4 protein-coding genes are annotated in these 2,945 nt (G+C 62.6%); 1 reads left to right on the top strand and 3 read right to left on the bottom strand.

Annotated features, from left to right (window positions below; all coding sequences use genetic code 11):
* A partial coding sequence (locus ACXJ7R_RS28970; protein WP_457154822.1) for a biotin transporter BioY occupies positions 1-498 on the bottom strand: 498 nt, incomplete at its 3' end.
* Between the two features lie 124 nt (positions 499-622).
* Between ACXJ7R_RS28970 and ACXJ7R_RS28975 the strand changes: the two genes are divergently transcribed.
* Positions 623-1,531: an MBL fold metallo-hydrolase gene (locus ACXJ7R_RS28975; protein ID WP_457154823.1), complete on the top strand. Its 909-nt coding sequence runs from the start codon at positions 623-625 to the stop codon at positions 1,529-1,531.
* 10 nt (positions 1,532-1,541) lie between these two features.
* On the opposite strand, the gene ACXJ7R_RS28980 is transcribed toward ACXJ7R_RS28975, so the two are convergent.
* A complete protein-coding gene (locus ACXJ7R_RS28980) occupies positions 1,542-2,327 on the bottom strand; it encodes a DUF1499 domain-containing protein (protein WP_457154824.1) in 786 nt (261 codons plus the stop codon).
* Between the two features lie 156 nt (positions 2,328-2,483).
* Positions 2,484-2,945: AMP-binding enzyme (locus tag ACXJ7R_RS28985; protein ID WP_457154825.1), on the bottom strand; the 462-nt coding region annotated here is incomplete at its 5' end.

Raw genomic sequence — 2,945 nt, forward strand, 5'->3', positions numbered from 1 at the left:
GAACTGCCACGACTTTTCGGGACCGATCAGCAGCGCCAGCCAGGCAAAGCCCATCGCCATCATGACGACTTCGGCAACCAGCATCGCGCTGAAAAGCTTGACCGGATGACGGTCCCAGCCCCGATCGGCGGCCCAGCCGACAATCGCCGCCATGGCCACGAAACCCAAGAGATAGCCGCCGGTCGAGCCGAGCATGTAAGCAATGCCGATACCCTTTTCCGGGGTGCTCTGGAAGACCGGAAAGCCCATTGCGCCCTCTGCCATGTAGAGCAGCAAGGTGGCGACGCCCAGACGCATCCCGAAGGCAGCGGCGATCAGCAACACGGCCAGCGTCTGCATCGAAATGTCGACCGGCCCGAGCATCACCTTGGCCTTGGCCGACAGGGTCAGCAGCAGCGTTCCGGCGATCGCCAGGAAAAGCTGCGTGGCCAGCCGCGCCGCGCCCTCTTGCGGCAAAGCCAGAGACACAAGCGGACGCATCGTTGTTGCAATTGCCATCGTATTTCCCCAATCCGATTGCCGCTATCTCATGTTCGCGGCCTCGCGTTCTCCTATATTGGCTTGTGTGTTATGCGGCAATCGGTTTTGCCGTCTCCTCGAACAAGGCACCGATGCACCTGCCATGGCTCTCAAATTCGAAACCGGCTTCGATCCCGCCTATGGCAAGGCGGTGAGCGTCGCGCCTGATATCCAACGCATCACGGCCCGCAATCCAAGCCCCTTCACCTTTCACGGCACCAACAGCTACATCGTTGGCCGCGATACGCTGGCGGTGATCGATCCTGGGCCGGACGACGAGGCGCATCTGCAAACCCTGCTCGAGGTGATCGCAGGCCGGCCGGTCAGCCATATCTTCGTCAGCCACACGCACCGCGACCATTCCCCGCTGGCGGCCCGGCTGAAAAAGCGCACCGGCGCCGCCGTGTTGGCGGAAGGACCGCATCGCCCTGCAAGACCCCTGCATATCGGCGAGACCAACGCACTCGACGCCAGTGCCGACACTGCTTTCGTTCCCGATATCGCATTGCCCGACGACAGGGTGGTCGACGGCGACGGCTGGTCGATCAGGACGATTTTGACCCCGGGCCACACCGCCAATCACGCGACATTCGCGCTGGAAGGAACCGGGATCCTGTTTTCGGCCGATCATGTCATGGCATGGGCGACGTCGATCGTCGCGCCGCCAGATGGGGCGATGGCCGACTATATGACCTCGCTGGACCGGCTGATCGAACGCGGGGATCGCCTGCTGCTGCCGGGACATGGCGGGCCGGTGACCGCACCGCGCCGTTTCATGCGCGGGTTGAAGACGCATCGCAAGATGCGCGAGCGCGCCATCCTGGAGCGGGTCAGAGCCGGCGATCGGACGATCGTGGACATGGTCAAGGCGATCTATCGCGATACCGACCCGCGGCTGCATGGCGCTGCCGGATTGTCGGTGCTTGCCCATCTCGAGGACCTGGTGCAACGTGGCCTGGTCGTGACAGACGCCGCACCAGCCATTGACGGCAATTTCACGCCGGCCAGATAGGCCGCCAAGCTCATTCGGCCGGAGCCGCGCCAACCTGACCGGCGACTTCCTGGTCGAGTTCAGCGAGGAAATCGACGATATGCGCGGCATTGTCGCCGAGATCGTAGCGGCCGTAGCGAGAGGCCGACCGCATGTCGACGATGATCGAGTCGCCGTCGTCGGCCACGCGGATCGCGACGTCGGCGGGAAGACCAAGGACAAAGCCCTTGGCCACCGCGGTAATCGTCACCTCGGTCTGCCCCCTGAGGTCTGGATAGGGCTCGGAAAGGTCCCAATCGCGCCGGTCGAGCACGGTCTCGACGGCATCCACGACGGTGTCGAACGGCAGGTCGTAGCTGCGTGCGCTGACCAGCGGATAGCTCTCCGTCTGAAGCCGCTGTTCGCCAGGCGTGGATGGGGAGAGTACATTCATGTCTTTGGTCCGGTCGCTCACGTCGAGCGCGGGTGGATTGTCGAAATCCGTCGAGATATCCCTGAGCGGCGGATAGATCGTCGCCCAGTAGGCGGCAACGCCATAGGGTGCGAGCACCAGCAGCGCGAGCAAGGCGCCGACTGTCAGGTCACGACCGCCAAGGTCGCCGAAGTTCCACAGCCGCGAAAAGGCAAACCCGGCAAACAACAGCGCCAGGGCCGCTAGCAGCGCCACAATACCCATCACCCACAGGAAGACAGGCGTTTCGACGAGGTCGAAGCGATGGCCGACGAAAGCGGTCAGCAGCAGCACCGCCGAAAAGGCGGCCGTGCGTCGCGACCATCCGGCCGCCTTCGAGGTCTGCCGTTCAGGAATACTTGCCATCGATTGCCGCACCACCCCAACCCGAACGGAGACTTAGAGCGGTTCGCCGTTTCACGGAAACGACAAATCGCCTTATCTCTTTGTTTTGACGCAATTCCCGGAATTGCTCTAGAACCTTTTGCTGGCGGCTTGAAGCCGAAAGACGCAACATTCCCGTCAATCCGTCGGCAAGCGATAGTCCCGGAATTGCTGACGCAAGGTGATCTTCTGGATCTTGCCGGTGGCGGTGTGCGGTATTTCGCCGACGAAGGCGACATCGTCCGGCATCCACCATTTGGCGACCTTACCATCCATGAAGTCGAGAATGTCAGCCTTGGTCGGTTCCTTGCCCGGCTTGCGAACAACGACCAGCAACGGCCGCTCGCCCCACTTCGAATGATGGACTCCGATGGCTGCTGCCTCGGCGACATCGGGATGACCCACAGCCAGGTTCTCGAGATCGATGGTCGAAATCCATTCACCGCCGGACTTGATGACGTCCTTGGCGCGATCGGTAATCTGCATATAGCCGCCGGCGTCGATGTGAGCGACGTCGCCGGTGTCGAACCAGCCGTCCTCGTCGAACTGCTCCGAGCCAACACCGCCATAGTAGGCGCGGGCAACGGCCGGTCCACGCAC

This window comes from Mesorhizobium sp. P5_C1, from assembly GCF_054049815.1.